Annotated in this window: 16 protein-coding genes; 4 read left to right on the top strand and 12 right to left on the bottom strand. The window is 42.8% G+C overall.

What is annotated here, in order from left to right:
* The 4 genes from ACFP56_RS18330 to ACFP56_RS18315 form a co-directional block, all read right to left on the bottom strand.
* Positions 1-2,219, bottom strand: a 2,219-nt coding sequence (locus tag ACFP56_RS18330; protein WP_379237268.1) for a hypothetical protein, incomplete at its 3' end; no start/stop codon positions are given.
* A gap of 13 nt (positions 2,220-2,232) precedes the next feature.
* Positions 2,233-4,470 (bottom strand): hypothetical protein, encoded by a 2,238-nt coding sequence (locus ACFP56_RS18325; protein WP_379237266.1) that lies wholly within the window; start codon positions 4,468-4,470, stop codon positions 2,233-2,235.
* The gene (locus ACFP56_RS18320) at positions 4,470-5,420 is read right to left on the bottom strand and encodes a copper amine oxidase N-terminal domain-containing protein (RefSeq protein WP_379237264.1); all 951 of its coding nucleotides are present in this window, start codon (positions 5,418-5,420) and stop codon (positions 4,470-4,472) included. Before ACFP56_RS18320 ends, ACFP56_RS18325 begins: the two co-directional genes overlap by 1 nt.
* Before the next feature lie 187 nt (positions 5,421-5,607).
* On the bottom strand, positions 5,608-6,864 hold the full coding sequence (locus ACFP56_RS18315) for a mechanosensitive ion channel family protein (protein ID WP_379237262.1): 1,257 nt from the start codon (positions 6,862-6,864) through the stop codon (positions 5,608-5,610).
* A 201-nt stretch (positions 6,865-7,065) separates the two neighbouring features.
* On the opposite strand from ACFP56_RS18315, the gene ACFP56_RS18310 reads away from it, so the two are divergent.
* Together ACFP56_RS18310 and ACFP56_RS18305 are read left to right on the top strand one after the other, a co-directional pair.
* On the top strand, positions 7,066-7,728 hold the full coding sequence (locus tag ACFP56_RS18310; protein ID WP_379237260.1) for a response regulator: 663 nt from the start codon (positions 7,066-7,068) through the stop codon (positions 7,726-7,728).
* A gap of 77 nt (positions 7,729-7,805) precedes the next feature.
* Positions 7,806-8,621, top strand: coding sequence for a sensor histidine kinase (locus tag ACFP56_RS18305; RefSeq protein WP_379237258.1), 816 nt, complete (start codon positions 7,806-7,808; stop codon positions 8,619-8,621).
* Between the two features lie 41 nt (positions 8,622-8,662).
* Here the strand turns inward: ACFP56_RS18305 and ACFP56_RS18300 are convergent, their stop codons facing one another.
* The 7 genes from ACFP56_RS18300 to ACFP56_RS18270 form a co-directional block, all read right to left on the bottom strand.
* Complete coding sequence (locus tag ACFP56_RS18300) at positions 8,663-9,235, bottom strand: TlpA family protein disulfide reductase (RefSeq protein WP_379237256.1); 573 nt, start codon at positions 9,233-9,235, stop codon at positions 8,663-8,665.
* Complete coding sequence (locus ACFP56_RS18295; RefSeq protein WP_379237254.1) at positions 9,225-9,992, bottom strand: ABC transporter ATP-binding protein; 768 nt, start codon at positions 9,990-9,992, stop codon at positions 9,225-9,227. Before ACFP56_RS18295 ends, ACFP56_RS18300 begins: the two co-directional genes overlap by 11 nt.
* Complete coding sequence (locus tag ACFP56_RS18290) at positions 9,985-10,806, bottom strand: ABC transporter permease (RefSeq protein WP_379237252.1); 822 nt, start codon at positions 10,804-10,806, stop codon at positions 9,985-9,987. The genes ACFP56_RS18295 and ACFP56_RS18290 overlap by 8 nt, the downstream gene beginning before the upstream one ends.
* Before the next feature lie 63 nt (positions 10,807-10,869).
* Positions 10,870-11,550, bottom strand: coding sequence for a nitrous oxide reductase accessory protein NosL (locus tag ACFP56_RS18285; protein WP_379237250.1), 681 nt, complete (start codon positions 11,548-11,550; stop codon positions 10,870-10,872).
* Positions 11,547-12,938, bottom strand: a complete 1,392-nt coding sequence (locus ACFP56_RS18280) for a right-handed parallel beta-helix repeat-containing protein (RefSeq protein WP_379237248.1) — start codon at positions 12,936-12,938, stop codon at positions 11,547-11,549. Before ACFP56_RS18280 ends, ACFP56_RS18285 begins: the two co-directional genes overlap by 4 nt.
* A 1-nt stretch (position 12,939) precedes the next feature.
* Entirely contained in the window at positions 12,940-13,356 is a 417-nt protein-coding gene (locus tag ACFP56_RS18275) for a hypothetical protein (protein WP_379237246.1), read from the bottom strand.
* 315 nt (positions 13,357-13,671) lie between these two features.
* Positions 13,672-14,901: an MFS transporter gene (locus ACFP56_RS18270; RefSeq protein ID WP_379237244.1), complete on the bottom strand. Its 1,230-nt coding sequence runs from the start codon at positions 14,899-14,901 to the stop codon at positions 13,672-13,674.
* Positions 14,902-15,074: 173 nt separating this feature from the next.
* On the opposite strand from ACFP56_RS18270, the gene ACFP56_RS18265 reads away from it, so the two are divergent.
* Both ACFP56_RS18265 and ACFP56_RS18260 read left to right on the top strand, forming a co-directional pair.
* Positions 15,075-15,407 carry a LytTR family transcriptional regulator DNA-binding domain-containing protein gene (locus ACFP56_RS18265; protein ID WP_379237242.1) on the top strand — a complete coding sequence of 111 codons (333 nt, stop codon included), beginning with the start codon at positions 15,075-15,077 and terminating at the stop codon, positions 15,405-15,407.
* A gap of 150 nt (positions 15,408-15,557) precedes the next feature.
* Positions 15,558-16,559, top strand: coding sequence for an aldose 1-epimerase (locus ACFP56_RS18260; RefSeq protein WP_379237240.1), 1,002 nt, complete (start codon positions 15,558-15,560; stop codon positions 16,557-16,559).
* A gap of 149 nt (positions 16,560-16,708) precedes the next feature.
* On the opposite strand, the gene ACFP56_RS18255 is transcribed toward ACFP56_RS18260, so the two are convergent.
* Positions 16,709-18,433: a methyl-accepting chemotaxis protein gene (locus ACFP56_RS18255; protein ID WP_379237238.1), complete on the bottom strand. Its 1,725-nt coding sequence runs from the start codon at positions 18,431-18,433 to the stop codon at positions 16,709-16,711.
* Positions 18,434-18,494 lie beyond the last annotated feature (61 nt).

Raw genomic sequence — 18,494 nt, 5'->3', positions numbered from 1 at the left:
CTTCCTCGATTGAACATCACCACATAATTGTTACGATCATCGTTCCACTCAATGCGGTTAACCAGCTCAAACAGCTTGGAGGTAGACGTACCTTGAATATAGTTGACAGTTGATAAAATATTTTCTGCTTGCAGTTCGGCTTGCATAACAGCCAAATTGCTTTTTATCGTACTTAGAGGTATTGTTTCGTTGGCCATGAGCACATGAACTTCTGCTTCTTTACGGTTGGTTATTAAGTCTGCAGCTTGTGTCATAGCTGCACGCTGATTGGAATTGTTGATAAAACGTCCTTTGTTGTTTATCGTTGTTAAAAGACGTTTGTGCAGTATTTCATTAGACGTAGTACCTAGTGAGATGTAGGTCATTTGTTGCGCAAGCATTTCTGTTGCTAAGTGAGCTAATGCTTTTGGATTATTAAGCTGCGACAATACAGTATCATCTATGCGGATATAATACTTCTCCGCATCGGAACGGACTAGATTCTCTTGCAAAATGTCTATCATATAGCGCCGCTCACTAGACACAAAATCTGGGTAGAAAATCATGCCTGCATAATTCTTATTGTTTCCTGTTGATCTAATGTATGGTGCTGCCACCGCCCATTCCAATGTATCTATGTTAAAGCTATAAAAAAATGCTGTACTACTATCACCTTGAAAAATAATATATCTCCCTAGACTACTGATCATTTGTGCTGGGCGAAACGGGGCATCTTCCGGTAACTCTATAAAAACAGGCTCTGCATCAACATCTGATAGCAACACTATTTTTCTTTGCATATCTGCGTAATGAGTACTCGGTGCTATGATAGTCCCATCCTGCATAATTAACCACTGCTGAAAAGCTGTTATTGGTCTGTAAAGACTGCTGCCGGCTCTCGCATCCTTGTTTGTAGTACCTCTTATATACTCTCCTGTCTTTTTATTTATTTTAGATAGAGTATAAATGTGAGAGCTACTGTGTGAAAAATCAATAACCTCCCGAAAAATGAGGTCCTCAGTAGCCGGATTCAGTTTGGTTTCATACAAAACATTATACGTGTTTCTCCTAACAGCGGGATGGGATCCATTGTATCGCCATGAGAATGTTTGCCACCTCACATCACTTCCTAAACTACGATTATAAGAGTATTCTAGGTCAGGCTGAATTAAACCTTGACTCTGCACATAAGCATCGAACGATTCGTAATAGCGAATTAGGTTGTTTAGAAAGGTTATATAAAGGCCGCCATCTTTTGTTATAAAAGCCTTACTAGATCGTTTTGCATTGGTTGTCTCCCCCCAAAGATCGTTGTGATTATGAGTGGTATAGAATCTAAAAGCAACGTTTCTAAAAGAATTAGTAGCTACATAATAGGGAAAACCAAAAGGACTACCATTACCAGTATGTATTGAATCTTTCCACTCTGTTTGCTCCATATCCAGCTTTTGTACAAACTCATTTATATTATCTAAGACCGCTAACTGATACATTGGTCTATTACAATCATAACTACTTGATCCATTAGTAATTAATGCCAATTCGCCATTAGCAGTAATAGTAAAGTCATTACGATAGGTCCCAATAGGCGCTCCAGACGTCTCACCATATTCGGTAGTACTTATTTGCATCCATTGAGAAGGATCTGCTAAACTCCCATCCGAGGGACAAACTCCATTTTTTGAGAGTTGTATAGTTCCAAATTTAAGTTTATTGGGGTCAAATTCAGATATATGAGTTATTCTAATAGGTGAACTACTTGAAGAATATATTATAGTTCTTTCGTCTTCTAGCATATATGCATTTCCCAAGTATGCAGAATAAATATCCAATGCTGTGTCTGAAACCCTTACATTTTCCCCAGTTTCTACATCAAAATAATATAGCCCTAGTGGTCTATCAAACAAAGATGATAATGAATTCGCTTCATAAAGACCATAGTACTGTCTCGTTTTACCTTCACTCGATTTCTCCACATGAATCTTATAATCCAGACCATCTGCTGCAAGTGCTGGTCGCAGCACTTCATTAACCAAACTATTGATTTCATCCATTGTTTTTGAGGTGTTTCCCACATCCACTATTACATCTACTTTACGCTTCTCTTTGATCTCAAAGTCAACAAAAGGGGGAAGATTAAGGACTTCCCCCTGATCGTCTCCCTTCTCGATTGCATAGCCCGTTGGTATTGAAGTTAATAAGAGAAGTAATGTAAGAAGATACAAACTTATTTTTTTCATAAAACCCTTCTCCCTATTGCCATGTATTTGCTTTCTTACGATCATTACTCGTTACAAACGAATCAATCGTTGGCTGTCCAAATTCCTCTTGCACTTCAAGAAGAAAACGGTACTGTCCTACACTCGATGCTCTATATTCCACTTCCGTTTCATTACCTGTTGCGAATAATACACGCGGTTCATTAAATACACCATCGTTATTGGCATCAAATATCACATACCAATTTCGCTTCGCTATCGTGTCACCGTCATAGGAATAAGAACGATCCTTCAAAGTAAAAGTAGCAATATTTCCTTTTTCGGGATCACGATATATTTTGCGTTGAAACTCAAAATTCACATATGGTGATTCATCGGGCTTGATCGTATAAATTCTTGTTACCGTACTTGTATAGCCTGCGGTGTTTTCCACTGATAGTGTCACTTTATATCTGCCCGCCTTTTTGAATAGCACATCAATTGATTTCTTCCCATTTAAGGATCCAGCATATTTAATCTGATCATTTAAGTTGCCATCTTCCGATTCGATTGTCCATCGTGTTTTTGCATCGATAACAGGGTATTTTACTGGACTATCAGAATTTTCAGTAAAGGTAACTTTTCGATTTTCCTTTAATGTACCCGTTTGGCTTATGCCAGCTTCTACAGTCGGTTCAATGACATTGAACGAATGATAGGTTCCTGCTTGCAGCCCATCATTGTCTTTGACATACAGTAGAACTTGCTGTGGGCCGAGCTTGTCATACCACGCTTGCACCTCACCATAATTCAGGTCATATTTATCCAGCTCTATATTGGGCTGTCGTGCGCCAGGCATTTTCCAACGGTATGCTTCAATTGTTCCATCTGGATCGTAAGAGTAAAAACCATGGAAGGGTATATAATCGCCTAATTTCACTTCTGATGCGCCGTCTATGACAGCAACTGGGGGGATCAACTGTGGTTTTGGCACTTCTGGTTCAGGGGGTTTAGGAGGGTTTTTATATACATATGTATTGGCCGATAGTAGGCCAGTATTTAACTGCCCTTTGTACAATTCACCTGTTTTGAAATCTACGGTGGCTCGTCCATTGAAAACTTGCGTTATATCTTCTTTTCCTACCATTGCTTCTTTGGGTATCATGAATTCATAGCTGCCCGAAACGTTGGTTTTTCCGTTTGCTGACACTTTAATCATCGGTGCGCTTTGGCTTCCGTCCTCGGTTCGCAAGTAGATACGATAATCACGCAGCACGCCTGGCTTCGTTAAATTAACGACTTCGGCATTCAACGTAACGTTAACCTTTATGTCTTTATCGGTGAACTTCACACTGTTTGGATCTGCAATCAGTTCACCGATTAAGGCTGGTTCATCTAATGTAATATATTGAAAAGTAATGTTTCCACCATATGAATAGCCAGTTAACTTAGCTTTTGCAGAAAGCACATATTCAATGGTTACTGGGTACATTTTGCAAATTGCATGTCCTGTTAGAAAAGCGGGGTTGTCTGTCTTAATGTCTCGTAATGGATCCAACGGTCTTTCTGTTGGCGTATACTGCACACCGATTTCAGGTTTTTTCTCATCATAGCTTTGATTTTTTATAAAAGCAGGCGTGCCTATGATTGGATAAATCTGATTTTTCGGCAGCACAACGGTTGAATAATCAATTTTATTACTTGGAATCACATTATCGTTGCTATCTAGCCATACCGTAGCTGCAACGTTAATTTCAGGCTGTACGAACGTCGTAATGTTGTTTATTTTGCCGTATGGAATATTGGTCGGTGGAATGGACGCACCAGTAGTTACAGGCAAAGAGCTGGAATATCTTTTTTGCGTTAAAACACCGTCATTCAAATTGTAGGTAGCGACTTGCCAATCGATTCCATCACTGTACCGACACATGGCGTTGCCTGGGTTGGAGCTTAAGCGATCTTTATCTGCGGTATAATACCCTTTGACATCAATCGTACCAGCATTACTTTCACCTTGAATGACAACTTTAATTTCACGCTTTTCTCTATCTGGTGTAAACTGAATGATTTTCCCCTTGCCCGTATAGCTATACGTGCCAGCTTGATAGAGCACCATCGATGCATCCTCTGGAAATTTAATCGTGTATTCCTTTGTGTTTTGATCTAGTATCTCCTCTTTCACTTCATATGGTGGTTGAGAGGTATGCTGATTACTCGCGAAGGCTTGCTGGAATGGTAAAAGACCAATGAATAAACTTACAATAAACAAGCTTAAGCATAATCGCTTAATCATTAGTTCACCTTCTCCGCAATACGTTGATAGTTACTTCCAGCCTTGAAACCTACTCCAACTCCAACAAAATCTATCTCCAATTCTTTTACATTTAGAAAGGCAATATTGCTAGTAATTCTTTCTCCATTTTCCAGTCTATAGTCTCTAATATAGATTTCATTGTTATTTCCTGTATAAACTGATGAAATGGCTTGTTCCATTCGCATCCCCATGTTACTCATGGAAAACATCTTAGGATTCATATCATGATAATTCTCTTGAACAATTCTCCCTGTATTGTTCTCTAGCGTAAAGTTCAAAAACAGAATATCTGTCGCCTTATCGTAATCATAAAAATCATATTTCTTCTGTAATGCTTTTGCTTCTGCAGATGATGTTTTATACAAATAAGCACTATGAACCGTCAGTTTTAATCCATCTGTTGTTTCTTGCGTAAACGGCACATTAACTAAACGCTTAAATCCCATATCCTCAAAATTATCATAAGAAACTTCACTAGCATCTTTCGTTAGGAACAGTACACTATTTGTCGCACCATCAAACTTCACTGTCACCCCTAGCCCCTGCCCAATAAACCTCGCTGGAATAAACACACGACCTTGCTTCATTTCAGCTACGGTGTCCATTGTAACGGACTTTCCGTTCACCGTAATCGCCTTTTTACCAACAGTGACCGAAACCGTATTCTCACCGCGCACTAGCGTTGCCGTTTGCTTCGCATTATCCCATTTAATATTTTTGCTCTCTACTCCAACAGCATTAGCAATAAGTCGCAGCGATCCCATCGTGCGGTTATCCTTATTAATATATGGCTGTGGCTCACCAGTTGGCGTAACAAACATCCGTCCATCTACTTTGAAGGTGGGAACATTGTTTCCTGCTGCAGACACACTCCCTATCATTGTCATCATCATGACTAACGTTAACAACATTGCAAATCCTTTTTTCATACCGATCACGCTCCAATTTCATCTAATTTATATTATTCTATCATTACTTCCTAAACTACTTCCTAAACTGATCCATAACAAAAAAAGCACTCCCTCTTCTGGAAGTGCTTCTTCGTATTCCTACTATAGCATGTTTACCCAATTATTTCTAGATTCATTTCAAAAATTGTGAGTTTTCTGCGAGTACCTACATATATTCTCTCGATTTATCGGCTTGCAGCCCTGTTTTCAAGTCATGCCCAGTTGGTTTCTGGAACACACGAAGGCCAAACTCAGGTGCAACCGCAAGAATATGATCGAAAATATCCGCCTGTATGCCTTCATAGACAGCCCAAGCGATATCACTAGAAAATGCATATATTTCAAGCGGCAATCCTGATTCCTCGGGCTGAAGCTGGCGTACCATGCATGTCATTTCTTTATGAATTTTCGGATGCTTTTCAATATATTGTTGAATGTAGGCTCTGAAAATCCCGATATTGGTAAGTGCTCTTCCGTTTACTTTAATGGAGCGGTCTACCTTATGCTCTGCGTTATACTTTTCTATTTCATTCTCTTTTTGTTCGATATAGTCTTTTAAGTAATGTATTTTTTTGAATCGCTCCAGCATTTCCGGAGTGCATATCGCAATACTGCTCATATCCACACTGAATGCTCGCTTTATCCGTCTCCCCCCGGAGCTTTGCATACCTCTCCAGTTTTTAAATGAATCCGAAACGAGTGCATACGTCGGGATCGATGTAATCGTTTTGTCCCAGTTCTGTACCTTTACGGTGTTCAAAGAAATATCAATTACGTCTCCATCCGCACTATATTTCGGCATTTCAATCCAGTCACCTACACGTACCATATCGTTGGTTGTAAGCAATACGCCAGCTGTTAGTCCGAGAATAGAGTCCTTGAACACCAGCATCGTTACCGCTGATAACGCGCCGAGACCACTCAGCAAAATCAATGGACTTACGCCTACCAGACTGGAGATTAGTAGAATTGCCCCCATAATAAAAAGGATTATTTTTGCGACCTGGATATAGCCTCGAATCGGTCTTGTCTTGCTAATTTCAAGCGTAACATAGAAATCATGAATCGCATTAAGAAATGCGTTAATAACAAGCAAGATGACAACAATTAAGTATACACTAACTCCCTTTCCGATTAGAAATGCGTAATTAGGAAATAAATTGGCAGAAAAATAAATAATAATGGCCGGAACAATGTGAGAAAGCCTATGAAATACTTTTCGATCCAACAGATAGTTATCCCATTGTATTTTATTGTTTTTAATATAGAAGGTAATGAACTTGAGAACGACCTTTTTCGTAATAAAGTTCGCAATTATGCTTATCAAGGTAATAGCAAGTATTAAGATGATCGTTGTCAGCGTCCCAGCTGTTCCCTGCTCTAATCCGAGCCCTATAAGCCAATCTGTAATATTTTGTTTCATATGCGCCTCCTTAACTGACCGAAAATTATTTCGAATAGATCCCTTTTTGAATAGAAAGTGTGAGATCCACACGTCTATCATTCTAACATAACTTATACGTGAACCCCAATTTCACGTCATCCAGATAGCTCTTTGTAGTCATTTTTTGAACAACACAACGTGCTATAATAGCTATGATTATAGCATAGAAAGGAGTCGCCAATGTCAACTACAAGCTGCCGTATGCTAATCATTGATGATCATGAGCATGCTAGAGAAGGAATCCGCACAATAATAGAGCAGGATCCTCTATTTATAATAGCTGCCGAAGGTTCCTCTGGCGAGGAGGCCATTGCGCTAACCGAGCAATATATGCCAGATTTAATTCTTATGGACATTCAGATGCCGGGTATGGGTGGACTGGAAGCAACCAAACGGCTTAAAAACAGCTTTCCATATATCAAGATCATTATCGTAACGGTATCTGATGACATTACTCATTTATTTGAAGCGATCAAATACGGTGCACAAGGCTATTTACTGAAAAACTTGCAGCCTAGCGCGTGGCTTCACTATTTGCATGCCGTTGCCCTTGATGAAGCTCCTGTCACGAAAGAGCTCGCATTTCGCATGCTCAAGGAATTTACGGCTAATCGTAGCTCTGAAGCGGATGAGCATCCATTAACTGCCCGCGAGCATGAAATTTTGCGACTCGTTGCGAAAGGTCATGTCAATCGAGAAATTGCAGCACAACTCGATATTTCCGAGCATACTGTTAAAAACCACTTAAAGAACATACTGCAAAAGCTTCATCTCAGCAATCGCGTGCAGCTTACACGATATGCCTACGAAAAGGGCTGGATGAATGATCAGCCGTTTCAATAAGAGAAGTTATCAGCGACAATTACAAAGGATCATTCTCAATCAACAATTCTAATTGCTATTAGATATAGGAGATCACGATGTCTTACAAATTAAACAAATGGCTCATTCTAATTATACCAACTGTGACGATTGGTTTATGGGAATATATTCGTCATGAGTTTTTGTTATCTTATATTTCGATGGAGCTTGGCAACCTGCTTTCGCCGATTATCGTCTTTATTGTCACAATCGTATTTCTTACAAAGCTATTTTCGATTATGGAGCGCAGTCAGCAGGAGCTGACAGAAGCAAAGGCGATGCAGGACGTGCTGCTTGAACGAGAACATATCGCGGCTGAGCTTCATGATGGCATTGCGCAGTCTCTGTTTCTACTCAATGTGCAGCTCGAGCAAGCGCATCGCGAGCAATCTGAGGAGCATTACAACAAGCTCAAAGCACAGGTACATCAAACGAACGCATATGTCCGGGAAGCGATAGCCAGTTTGCGTTCTCCTATTCAAGTTCAGGGACTTCGTATGGAAGAGCAGCTTAAGCTATTTCTGGACGAGCTTTCGCTCAGGATGGATGTCACCATTCATTTGCGATGGAAGCTTGAAGATGAGCTGCTGCCACTTAAAGAACGAATTGATCTGCTGCTCTCGATCCGCGAGGCACTTCACAATATAAAAAAGCATGCGGATGCCGATCACATTTGGATAGATGCCTTCCCAACTGAAAAAGGTTGGTACTGCTGTGTGAAGGATAACGGCGTTGGCTTCGATAATGAAAATTTGAGCAGAAGCGAACAATTTGGCTTAGCTATGGTGCAGGAGCGTGCTCAAAACTGGAATTGGCACTTTGACATCGAGCGCAAATTAGATCATACGTATTTCCGCATACAGCAGCACATGTAAAAGTCCAGCAAGAGGAGCCTCTCCTTTTGCTGGACTTTAGTTTATTCATCTTGCATCATTGAAGCAAGCTTCGCAGTATGCGCTAAAATTTCCTCGATTTCCGTGTAAGCACCAACATGAATATGCTGAATGATCCCATTCGCATCTACTAACACACTAACTGGATATCCCTGCACGCCTAATGCCCGCTTCCATGCGAGCTGTTCATCACGCAGCACTTGCATCGTAAGATCGTACCGTTCAATCATCGGCTTAATGCGTTCAAGCTCTTCCTGCATATTTACAGCGACGAATGAGACATTCGGGGCAAATGCTTGCGCATCATTCAGCAGAGGAAGCTCATTAATGCAAGGCTTGCACCAGCTGGCCCATAAATTAATGAGCATCGCTCCGTTCGTTGCAGCATCCAGCGTCACTGGCGCTCCATCCAGCTGCAACAGCTCAATTTGAGGCAGCTTATCGCCGACCTTCACAATGTCAGGTCGTTTACTTGCCGATTGCGCTTGAAACCACACAACTACCGCTATTCCTACTATAGTCAAAATTACGATAGCAAGTTGCAGCAGCTTTCGTGTTCTCCGATAAAATTTTTGAGAAAAACTATTATCGTACACGTCTCATCGGTCCTTCCTCACCCCAAAATATTGCCTCATATGCCGTCTGTAGCCCTTGCTCTCCGTACTGCTGTTCAATATCCGCATAACTGGCTGACAGCTTAATCTCTCCTTGATCGAGGAATACGATATGGTCAGCTGCTGCTTCTGCAACCTGCAGCTGATGAGTTGAGAACAATACGATGGCTCCTTGGTTAGCCGCTTCATGAATGATTGATACGAAGCGTTTCATCCAATAGGGGTCCAATCCATTAGTCGGCTCATCCAGCAGCAGTAATGACGGATTGCTTAACAACGCTTGGGCAAGCAGCAGCCTTTGTCTCATGCCCTTGGAAAATTGGTGCACTTTTTTTCTGCCTGTCTCGCTCAAGCCAACCAGCTCCAATAGCTCACGTACTCGACTCATGGGCTGTTGCTTCAATTCTCCCCAAAACTTTAACGATTCAAATGCAGTAAAGCTGCCTGTAAATTGATAATCATCAGGCATATAGCCAAGCGCTGCATAATATGACTCAGGCTCCTCCTTGATGCTTTTGCCATGCAAGGCTATCGTTCCTGTGCTAGGCTCGCTTAATCCGGCAATCATTCGAATAATGCTGCTTTTCCCTGCACCATTGCCCCCGCAAAGCGCTATGATATTACCAGCCGACAGAGAGAGTGTGAGTGGAGCAACAAGCTGCTTTTGCCCAATGCTTTTTGATATATTGTCGAGCTCCAAGCCGCTCTGCTTTTCCGTGAGCTGCACGTTATTAGCCACGTTTCCTCCTCCTTTTCCACAGCCAGCCGGCCAGTGATAGACATCCTAATATATAGAGAAATGTCAGTCCAACAAATGCAATATGCCCTGACGGGTCCTTCATCCAGGTTACCCAGCTGTAATACTCTGGACCAACGATCGTTCCTCCGCCCAAAGCGGTAATAATGTATACCCTAATCCATTCTGCAGGATTAATAAAGGTTAATACCGTAAGCATTGGTTTTATCCATAAATAAGGCAGCTGTCCGAGCAGTGCGATCATAATCGGAGACCAGCCTATGATCAAGAAGAACCATACCCCAATAACATACGTTAGCGCCTGCCAACGTGTGGAAGCTATGGCACCTATAATCATCGCGATTGCTAAAAATGTCGCAATCAGCAAGCCGGAGAATAAAAACAATATCAAGAAGGCTGATGGTGAAAATCCGCTAGACGACAGACTGCTCGCAGCACCAGAAATGCTGAATCCAATAGTGGTAATGGTTAGCAGCACTAGAAATAAACCGATATATTTACCGCCAAGCCAGCTTGACATACTTAATCGATACGTATACAACAATGCCGCGCTTCCGTCCTCTTTTTCACCTGTAATGGAGAAGGCCCCCAGCATTAATGTAATAATGGGTAGTAAATAAAGCATTAAATTCATCAGCATGCCCGTTACGCCCGAGTATCCGGATGTATAGCCCTGCTGATTTATTAGCAACATACTGAGCATAAACACAACAAACAACGCAAGGAATGAATATGCCCACGGGTTGCGGAAGCCGACCTTCAGCTCCCGCTTCATAATCGTTGTAAAATGATTCATTACGGTCTCCCCCAGCCTAACTTTCCACAAACTTACCCGCCTGTATCAGTGTCGTAGATCGCCTTATGCACCATGTGCGTCTTGCTCATGCCCCGCTTCACGATCTTCATGACCTTCTGCGCCATGCTCGGCTCCACTTTCTCCATGACCCTCTGTGCCATGCTGCTCTGCTTCATGATCCCCATGCTCTACACCATGCTCCACTTCGCCGTCATGATCAGCGTCCTCCGAATGTCCATGTGTATGATCTTCTCCATGATCATGAGAGTGAGAACCCATCATATCTCGGTTCACTGCCCAGGAATGATTCGCTAAAGTATCTGCATCCATTAACGTCCCGACTCCATGCTCGCTAATATACTGGTTTGCTGCTTCCTCTGTCTCAAACGAAATGATGCCATACGCCATCGGAGTTTGAATTGTCGCATCATAGACGTAATACGCCTTATCGTATTTGATCCATTCCATACTATTGAAATCGCGAACGTAAGTAGACGCAATACGCTCGGTTCCATTTTCTACACGCCACTCATTTAGGCAGCCTAAATCATCAAATTTTAGCGATTGTCCTTCTTTCGTAATGAGCTGAGTCGCATAAGCATCATCCTTTATGGCCATATTGCAAATTTCGCAGCGATCCACTTCTTCATTGATAGGTACTGGAGGATATTCCTCCTTACCGCAACCTGCCGCTACTAACATAACAGCCAACATAACCGTTCCTAACCATGTCCATTTTTTCATCCTTCTTCTCTCCTCATCTTTATCATTATATATACAGCTGCAGCACCTGCCATTAACCATGACAGCAGCATTCCCCAGCTCAGTCGACTCGCTTCATCCATAGCCGGTCTATTCATGACCATACTTGGCGACAAATCGGCATTCCACTGCTCACGCTGCGCAGAATACAGCTCCTCAATAAAAGCAATCCCTGGGGTCCCGAACAGCAGCTGAAAGCTTGGCCTGCGTTCAATCAACGCTAGAAAGAATGGGGCGCTGGAATACGTCAGCTCACTGTAGCCGTCTCCGTCGTAATCCAGTCCCTGAAGCGTATCCCAGTAATTGTATCGAATCGTAGGCACGCTGCTGCCGTCATCCCATACATTTGTTACATTGCCGACAAAATCATTATGTTCAATGAACAGCTCGTCAGCTCGTTGAAGCTGAAGCGAGACAAAGTTATGCTGCAATACATTGTGATGGACCTTGATCGATTCACTTCGCTCGATATTTATGCCAATGCGATTCTTAGCCACGTTATTGTAAGATATTTCCGCATTCAACACATCATAGATCAGTATTCCACCCGCATTGGCATTGTCCTGATGATTCGTTAGCTGATTGCGCTGCAGCACCACATTATCTGAGGTCATAATCATGAGTCCTACTATATTGCCCTCGCTCGTATTGTCCGTGAGATCTGCCTGCTTGGCATACATTAAATGATAGGCGTAACGCGAATTGCGAACTGTATTCTCTCGCATGACAAGCCGCTCACTGCTTTCCGAGTAAATCCCGTCATACATCCCCTGGATTGAATTCCGTAAAAACGCAATGTCGTCACTGCTGTGCAAATAAATGCCATTGCCACGAGCACTGCGTCTAACGGAAGGTTTGCCGTTCCAGACAATTTCCGTATCGACGATCCGACTTTGCTTGATTTCCATCCATTCAAAGGCGGTTGCCATTGTCTTAATCTGCAAATTCTCCATTGTAAGTCCTTGCTGCTGGCTGCTTGCAATAACAGGAGCAATAGGCTCATCCCGCTCATCTGATATAACCATATGCTTTAGCTCGATAAAACTGGCATCCAAAACAATCGTCTGCCCTTCCTCCGTAATATGTAATATGGTATCTGCGCCTTGTCCGCTAATTCGAATCGGCTGTGACACTGTAAGTGGTCCAATATAATGTCCGGCTTCTAACAGAAGCTCTCCATTCGGAGGCGTCGCATCAATTAGCGGCTGTATATCGGTATAGCTGGTTTCCTCCCTGAATAGCTTCGACTCCGGAAGCTTGCCGTAGCCTCTCGTTTTCGGCTCTTCGCCATATACGATATCCGCAGGAATCTGCATTACAATAACAAGCAATGACAGCCATAAGAGCAACGCCCAGCTCCATTTTTTCAACTTACTTCACCTCAACTCTTAGGCTGCTCATAATATGATAGCTGTCCAAATTAAAATGAAGAGTGACAAGGTTTTCTCCTTGATTCTCAAATACAGCTTCAATCTCGTAATAGGTCACATCGTCCACTTCTATTTCCTTCGCATCGTACAGCCTGGTTTCTCTTGCATTGTTTCTTAACTCAATGCGCATTCCGTTAGTTGGCTTTTCTTCCTCCAGCAGCCTAACTCTAACCGTTGCAGGCTCCCCAGCAACAGGCTGCTCAGGAATCGCTGTTAGCTCAGCTTCCACTTCTCGAAAAGGCATTAGCTCCAGCTCATCCTGCATCGGCTGCTCATTGCTGCAGCCTGCTGCGCATCCAAGCAAAACACTAACCAATACAAGCATACAAAGGATTCGATAGGCCTTCGTTCTCGCCATCAGCACACCCTCACCACTTTCTCCAAATTACTCACTAGTATATCCACCTTGCATAGAGGCAGCATGACTACATCGAGCTATATTTAGCTGAAAGTTGTGTAAGTTCTTTGACATTTGCTGCTAGCATTACACAACCACAAAAAAGAGAACCCATTTCGCTGATAGCAGCATCAATCGATGCATGCCATACCGCTAAGGTTCTCTTATTTCTTGTATGCTAACGTCCGTTTTTCAGTTGTTACATTCATATTGACGCATTTATGTTGCAGTCTTGATGCTTGAGCGTATTGAGCGTATAAGCTTTCGGATCTCTAATTAGTCTCTTGCCCGATCCTTCGGCAATACAAACGAAAGCAATCCGATCAAAGGAAGTAGGCTAGTCGCAATCATCACAAATTCCATCGATTTGACATCAGCTACACTGCCCAGTACAACAGAACCTACCGCCCCCATGCCGAAGGCGAAGCCCGTAACCAATCCTGAAGCCGTACCTACCTTGCCAGGCATAATTTCTTGCGCATAGACGACACTTACTGAAAAGCCTGATTGCAGAATCAATCCTAGCAATGCAATTACAGGATAAATCCACGCCAGCGGCAAATGAGGCAACAGGAGTGCTAAAGGAATGGAGCCTACTAGTGAGCTAATCATCATCGTTCTTCTACCGATGCGATCCGCTAGCATCCCGCCAAAAAACGTCCCAACAACACCAAAGATCATAAATAAGTACAGTGGTATTTGCGCCTGCTGAATCGTCAAATTATATGCTTCTCTAGCAAAAAACTGATAATAGTTGCCAATCGCTGCGCTGTACCATGACCGTGCAAATACGATCGTCAATAAAATTCCGATACCGATATAGACAACCTTGCTAGGAATACTCGGCTTATCAATTGATACCTGAGCAGCCTTCTTTTTCGGAACGTTTCCATGCTGTGCAAGCTGTCTTGAATACCAAGGCACAACGTACAATAGAATTCCGATTGCAGTCGCCGCTAGCAGCGTTCCCCATATCGCACCCCTTTGTCCCAGCGGAACAAAAATGAAGATCGTCATGAGCGGTGCAAGCGAGGAGCCAAAGTTACCACCAACCTGGTAAATAGATTGTGCCAAGCCTCTTTTATTTCCTGCGGCCAGATAAACGACGCGCGAGCCTTCCGGATGGAAGACTGCTGATCCAAGTCCTATTCCGATTACACAGCATATGACAATCCAAAAGTTTGGCGCAAAAGATAAGCCTGCGATCCCGATCATGCTGCACATCATGCCGATAATAAGCAGCCATGGCATAGGCCTGCGATCCGACCATGATCCAACAATAGGCTGCATAACCGATGAGGTCATATTCAGTGTGAAGGCGATCCAGCCAATTTGCGCATAGCTTAGTTGTAAGGAAGATTGAAAAATTGGAAACAATGCCGAAACTACAACCTGCATGGAATCATTCAGCATATGTACGGCACTAACAGCAAATAAGATAGAATAGACGGTCAGGCTTTTTACTGTCGCTTTAACCGATGCCCCGTGGCTTTTACTTGAGTTCATAGATTTCTCTCTCCGTGTTTTATTTTAGGACTAAAACAATCACGAACTGATCATATCATACACATACGAACGCTACAATGAAATTTTGCCATACCCATTCCAACCTATGGATATTTATGATATAATGTAAACGCTAACATTTCAGTTGTTCATGTATCTAAGGGGGTATTCGAATGTTGAGTGTTGCATTGAACGAACGTACGATGTATGAAGATTTCGACCTCGATAAGGAAATTCTTTATTTCAAAATCGGCGCCGAAGGACTGGTCAGCCTGCATGCACACCATTATAGCAGAAGAGTTCAGCTTTCGCCGAAAGATTTAAAGGCATTGGTAAAGCGTAAAGGCTACTACCCGATTAGTTCCTCCTGCTACATCAATCTCTCTTGCATTCGATCTATTATATCTGGTATGGTTTATTTCGCTAGCGATCAGCAAAGCTCAAAAATGCTGGCAGTAAGCAAGCGGACAGAACAAAAGCTTAAGCAGCTGTTAGCGCTGTCATAACGCATGTTTCATCTCATACCGCTAATTCCGGATTCATTAGGATTAGCGGTTGTTTGTTTGCATTAATGCTGATATGCTAAAGCATATGTGCAATGCTTGCACAGCTTATTGTTACTATGATTGAACGCTTTCATAATAAGGAGGATTCACATGACGACAAAAGGAAAAGCCTATGAAGGGCAATTTTTCGACGAGTCCGCAGTCTGGCTCGAATGGGGACAATATGAAGCGGCAATTCTACCTGGTGTAGGTGCCAATCTTATCGCATTTCGCGACCACGAGCGCAAGTTAACGATTTTAAGAGAGCCAGCCGCTGACGAAATGAACGATTTCCGAGCCAATCCCGGCGTTCATGGCATCCCTGTTCTCTTCCCGCCAAACCGCTATGAGGATGGCAAATTCACATTTAATGGCGTCAGCTATCAATTCCCTGTAAATGAAGCCGCAACAGGCAATCACTTGCATGGATTTTTCCATACAGCAAGCTGGCAAGTCGAGGAGTATAATGTGACCTCTTCTGAAAGCTATGCGGTACTCAGCATCACAATTAATCAAGAGCATGACATCTATCAATACTTGCCGCATGAATTTACGCTGAAGCTTCGCTATTCATTAAGTGATCTTGGCTTATCTCAACAAGTGATTGTACATAACCACGGTCCATCTGCTATGCCATGCATGATTGCGTTCCATACTGCGATCAATGCACCGTTTGCAGAAGGCAGCACTTCTGAGGACTACACGTACTCGCTAACAATCAAAGACCGCTGGGAGCTTAATGAACGAATGCTTCCAACTGGCCGCTACCAGCCGCTAACAGCTGAAGAAGCGAAGATGAGCACAACTGGTCTTAATCCATTCTGGGAAGCAATGGATAATCATTATACTAGCAGCACCAAAAATGGTCGCAATATGATGGAGCTAACCGACAATCGTCTTGGCTTAAAGCTGATTTATGATGTAGGGACAGCGTACAAGCAGTGGATGATTTGGAACAATAACGCAGGTGGAAAATTCTTCTGTCCAGAGCCTCAGCTGAACCTGGTTAATGCGCCTAACAGCACACTGCCAGCCGAAGAAATCGGTTTGGTAACGCTAGAGCCGGGCCAAATTTGGGAAGAAACAAGCCGTCTCTATATTATTAAAGCGTAATCCAGTTTGTTCATGTATTATAAAAGCCAAGCAGCCTGTCGCTTATCGGGACGGCTGCTTGGCTTTTTTTACATGCTGTTACCTGCATGAGATATACTCCGTTCATGCTAGCACTTGAATTACTCCAGCTAATTCTATTGAATCAAGCACTATGCATTCGTTTTAAATCGCATTGCTTCTTTTTCCAGCTCAATGGCTATATTCGTTAAGTCTTGCAGATTCGACTTCATGGAAAGCATAATTTTCTGCTGCTCATCTGTTGAATTGGACACTTGCTTTGCCTGCTGCGCATTGGCACCAGAAAGCTGTGTCATTTCCAATAGTGCCGCCGTAACCTGCTCCGAGCTGGCAGACATTTGCTCAGAAGATGCAGAAACCTCCTGTAACTGGGCGTTGATTATCGTGATCGACTCTACTATTTTTTCAAACAGCTGGTACGTTTGTTCAACCTCATTCTTCCCTAGCTGAATCTCTTCTTGAGAACGACCTACTACGTCTACCGCAGATTCTGATTTCTTCTGCATCTCATTGACGAGCTTCGTTATACTTAATGCCGCCTGCTTAGAATGATCTGCGAGATTGCGTACCTCACTCGCTACAACGGCAAAGCCTTTGCCATGCTCGCCTGCACGCGCTGCTTCGATTGATGCGTTCAACGCTAGCAAATTGACCTGCTCTGAAATTTCCTGAATAAAAATAACAGACTTGCTAATAGCCTCGGATTGCTCGGCAAATGCTTGAATCACATGACTAGTTAGCTCCACTCCTGATTGAATCGTATTCATTTGTGTCGTAATGGCATTCATACGAGCTTGACCATGATGAGCTTGCTCTGTCGCTGTAGCTGCAATATCTGCAACATTGGACGCCGATTCAGAGATTCGTTGAATCCCTGTTGCAACTTCCTCCATTGAGCGCGTTGATTCCTGTACATGAATGAGCTGAGTAGATGCTTGCTCTGAAATATGCCTAACATCGCCTGCAATATGATCAGTATGTTCCTTTGTCTGCTCGGACGACGCAAGCAGATGCTCTGCACTTGTTGCAACAGATTGGGAATGAGCAGACACCTTCGTAACGATCCCATTTAAGGATGCAACCATGTTATTGAAGCTGCTGGACAATTCTCCGAATTCATTCGTCCACGTATAATCATTTTTTACGGTGAGGTCGCCTTCCTCTACTTTCTTCATATCTGAGATAAGCTTATTAATTGGCTGTTTAATCGTCACATAAATGTAATAGCCGAACGCTGCTCCAATGCCTACTACAACCAGCAGCGTAATAACCATCAGTAGACGATTGTTGCTTGCTTCCTGCCGATTGTTTTCATTAAAGCTTTGGGCGTCCTCCAAATTCACTTCCTTCATTTCCTGCAACGTGGCAATCATGCCGTCCCGCTGCACGCTTAAGCGGTTGTTGAAGTAAATAAATGCCTCCAGACTTCTCCCATCCTCCATGCGCTCACGAACCTTTAAAAATTCATCCTTAACGGTACTCGCAAGCTCAGTATAATAGGCGTAGAGTCCCTTACTTTCCTCCGTCATCGCAATCGTTTCAATTTTGGCTTGGAGCTCCTCTGATTGCTGGTTCAACTCTGCAATAACTCCTTCAAGCTTCGCCACATCCACATTGATTGTACCAAGAACCAACTCAAGCTCTGCCGATTCCAGCTGCACATTAGTTGTCATCAACTGACTAATATACTCATTGGCCATCATTTTTTGCTGATACATCTCTCTTGCATTGCTGTTTATATTATTAACAGCTAGAAGACCAACTGTTCCAAGCAGCAAATTAAAGCCTAGCAGTAAGATGATCAAAACCATAAGCTTAAATGAAATGTTTAGATTCATTATTCGTTTCTTAATCATGTTGTCCTACCTTTCATGTTGTCTTTCCATTTTGATGTATTTAAACATAGAAAACTCTATG

This window comes from Paenibacillus septentrionalis, assembly GCF_042659865.1.
Taxonomy (GTDB): Bacteria; Bacillota; Bacilli; order Paenibacillales; family Paenibacillaceae; genus Pristimantibacillus; species Pristimantibacillus septentrionalis.
Note: the sequence above shows the minus strand (reverse complement) of the source record. Positions and strands in the feature narration are given on the sequence as shown.

Coding starts and splice junctions, on each gene's coding strand:
- ACFP56_RS18325 (WP_379237266.1), bottom strand. CDS start 4,470: ATGATTAAGCGATTATGCTTAAGCTTGTTTATTGTAAGTTTATTCATT.
- ACFP56_RS18320 (WP_379237264.1), bottom strand. CDS start 5,420: ATGAAAAAAGGATTTGCAATGTTGTTAACGTTAGTCATGATGATGACA.
- ACFP56_RS18315 (WP_379237262.1), bottom strand. CDS start 6,864: ATGAAACAAAATATTACAGATTGGCTTATAGGGCTCGGATTAGAGCAG.
- ACFP56_RS18310 (WP_379237260.1), top strand. CDS start 7,066: ATGTCAACTACAAGCTGCCGTATGCTAATCATTGATGATCATGAGCAT.
- ACFP56_RS18305 (WP_379237258.1), top strand. CDS start 7,806: ATGTCTTACAAATTAAACAAATGGCTCATTCTAATTATACCAACTGTG.
- ACFP56_RS18290 (WP_379237252.1), bottom strand. CDS start 10,806: ATGAATCATTTTACAACGATTATGAAGCGGGAGCTGAAGGTCGGCTTC.
- ACFP56_RS18285 (WP_379237250.1), bottom strand. CDS start 11,550: ATGAAAAAATGGACATGGTTAGGAACGGTTATGTTGGCTGTTATGTTA.
- ACFP56_RS18275 (WP_379237246.1), bottom strand. CDS start 13,356: ATGGCGAGAACGAAGGCCTATCGAATCCTTTGTATGCTTGTATTGGTT.
- ACFP56_RS18270 (WP_379237244.1), bottom strand. CDS start 14,901: ATGAACTCAAGTAAAAGCCACGGGGCATCGGTTAAAGCGACAGTAAAA.
- ACFP56_RS18265 (WP_379237242.1), top strand. CDS start 15,075: ATGTTGAGTGTTGCATTGAACGAACGTACGATGTATGAAGATTTCGAC.
- ACFP56_RS18260 (WP_379237240.1), top strand. CDS start 15,558: ATGACGACAAAAGGAAAAGCCTATGAAGGGCAATTTTTCGACGAGTCC.
- ACFP56_RS18255 (WP_379237238.1), bottom strand. CDS start 18,433: ATGATTAAGAAACGAATAATGAATCTAAACATTTCATTTAAGCTTATG.